General features: G+C 57.9%; 2 protein-coding genes. Both read right to left on the bottom strand.

Translation table 11 applies throughout. The features are described 5' to 3' along the window. Positions 1 to 278: 278 nt before the first annotated feature. Positions 279 to 1,583: a hypothetical protein gene (locus MRK42_RS21535; protein WP_354689078.1), complete on the bottom strand. Its 1,305-nt coding sequence runs from the start codon at positions 1,581 to 1,583 to the stop codon at positions 279 to 281. 396 nt (positions 1,584 to 1,979) lie between these two features. Then, positions 1,980 to 2,198, bottom strand: a complete 219-nt coding sequence (locus tag MRK42_RS21530; RefSeq protein WP_354689077.1) for a hypothetical protein — start codon at positions 2,196 to 2,198, stop codon at positions 1,980 to 1,982. Positions 2,199 to 2,607: the final 409 nt, after the last annotated feature.

The following is a 2,607-nucleotide window of genomic DNA, read 5'->3' as shown; positions in this document are numbered from 1 at the left end:
CATGCGAGCGATGAGCCGATGGTCTGGGGAGCTGGGGCTCTGGGACGTTGCCTGATGCAGATCGGGGACGATGGCGTAAACAACCTCACGGCCATCCGGTGAAAACTCGGTGAGCAAGGGATAGAAATAACGCAAAGGGGGCTTTGGCCTCTTTGGCATAGGGCACCTTTAGAGTAACAGTTACGGTAACTGGGGGCATGGGGAGCGCCTTCGTCGTCGCTCGCTGCGCGCTCTCGCTCCTCCTCCTCAGTGCGCCCCATGTGAAAGACAGGAAGGGGCTAACCCTTTTCGTCACAGTGACGCTTATTAGGCGGCGCTTTCGTCCGGTATGCCTCGATGATGGCGTAAACGGCCTGCCGACCGTTGAGGCAAACATCGAGGATAACGGCCTCCAGACGGTGCCTAATAACAATCCGCCAGTCAGGCAGGGGGATATCAGCGATAAAGACGGCTTCCTCCTCCTGCTGCGCTGCAAGCTCCTCGTCCGTCATGTCGGTGACGGCATACCGCTTCTTGAGCCCTTGCGTCCAAGTTAGCACCTTGCGGCCCTTGGTTGCTTCCGCATACTCGCGGATCAACTGCTTGGCGCGGTTGCGGTGCTGGGTGGTGGCGTTCTCGTCCATGTAGCAATCAATCAACTGCCAGAAAGAGCGGTTCGACCTCCGACCCTTCTTGGCGTTGGCCTTGGCCATTTCATCGGCCAGCGTCCAAGGCTTGTCGCCCATCTTGGCCACGTAGGAGGCGGCGCGGCTGCCGTCCTGCACAACTACGCCATGCTTCCGGCTCGGGGTGCCCAAGCCGAATTTGTGGCAGGCCGCCACCCACAGAACGTGCAGATCCTTCTCAAGCTGGGCAGCATCCACGCCGGAGCCCTCAAAGAACCACAGTTCGTGAAAGTGGGGGTGCCAGCCGTTGGCCTCGCCGTGGTTGATTTCGGTGGCAATGATCCGGCCCTGAACACCGAGGCGGGACTGAAGTTGCTTGTACTGGCGATGGGACACCATCCAACGCAAGGCATCCTTGATAAGCCTCAACGTATCAGACAGAGGATCCTGACGGCCATGAGGGATGGTAAAGGTTGGCATCAGAACCTGACCACCTTGGGCCAGACACTGCCCCATAGCCTGCTGGATCTCGTTGGCACGGCGTTCAGCAATCTTGGGGGAGCATATCGGACACAGCCAGGGCAAAGCGCAGGTCTGCAACCCGACATAGTGACCTGGCAAATACGCCCCGAGTTTGGCCCATACCTGAATATCGGTCGCTTCCTTGACCGGATTACGGTGGCAGCACGCTACGCGATGCTTCCGCCCGAATATCTCGACCAAGGCGGCTTTCCGCATCCACTTATGCGCCCGTTTCTGGGAGGGGGTTTGCTCGATCACCAGAGTGCAATCATGCGTCCGCGAAACTTGGAAAACTTCACCAGTTTCGGTGTCGATGATTTCTCGGATTCCCTTGATTGGCGCGGGTTTGCGGGGAGTTTGAGGGGGCAAAGCGGCCGCGGTTTCCGCAATATACCTAGAGCGGCCCCGCTGGCCCATCTCGACAGGGGTGGAATTTGGCGCTCTATCTGCCTTCATGTAGCCCTCTCCCTATGGAGAAGGCGGGGAAATGATGTAAGATCATGTCATCACCTTAAGGTCTGCGTAACGGTTGGTTTAGGGTGATCGTCCCTCGGAGGCTTGCCGGCCTCGCGGGGGGTTTCTTTTTTCGGGTCTAGCGCGGCGTTTGGCCCACTGCTGCCCAAGAAATCCCACTTCGTCTTGTGAAGAACAATCGAACAAATCGTACTCTCTGGGCTCCCCAAGGGCAAGGAGAGCACAGCGGGGCGCTATGGCGTTCCCCTCCCTCAGAAACGGAAGCCCTTAACTGCCTGTTTTGCAGGGAAGGGGGGTTCACTGGCTCTGGTCAAAATGGGCGTGTTTCGCGGCCTACCACATTCCCCAATATCGACCCCACAGGGCCGCTTGTAGGGGCTACCGCCCCTGTCCTTTGAGCTGCACCATCTGTGCACGGCGGAAAGCTTCCAATAACTGACCCGCTTCGTCCGGCGTGAGAATTTGGGCACTACTGCCATCCCTAAGCGCCTGCATCTGGGCATCCAGCCTCTCCAACAAACCCCGATTTAAAGTAACAGTGACGTTATTTTGTGACACCTTGGCGCGGTACTTGGCTTGTCGTTCAGCGGCGGTCATGGCTTTTCCCGTCGAAGGGCGGCCCCGTGGGCGCTTGGTCGGGAGCAAGTCGGGGGTCTGTTTGTCGTGGGCATCTTTCATTTCATTATTTTCCGTGACAGTGACGATAAATCATTATTGTCACAGTAACGATAAATAAGCAAGCAGGGGGCGACATTGTGCCGCCCCCCGCTGTCATGCGCTCAGCCCGCTACCTCAAGCGGGTGGCGTCCAAGCCGCGCCACGGCTTGAAAGTACAGAGCTCTTGACCGAAAAAGTACAGAGCCCTGTACTGTCAGTGCATAGGGCCAAAGTCAGGCATGAAGCCGAGATGATCGGGGATAGATACAGGGTCAAATTGCCAACCATGGCAACCACAGTAACCCCACACGCCCGGCAGAACGACAAAGCCGCCATCTGGCTGCATCCT

The organism is Aeromonas sp. 19NY04SH05-1, from assembly GCF_040581895.1.
Lineage (GTDB): Bacteria > Pseudomonadota > Gammaproteobacteria > Enterobacterales > Aeromonadaceae > Aeromonas > Aeromonas enteropelogenes.
This window is presented reverse-complemented; position numbering and strand designations above follow the sequence as displayed.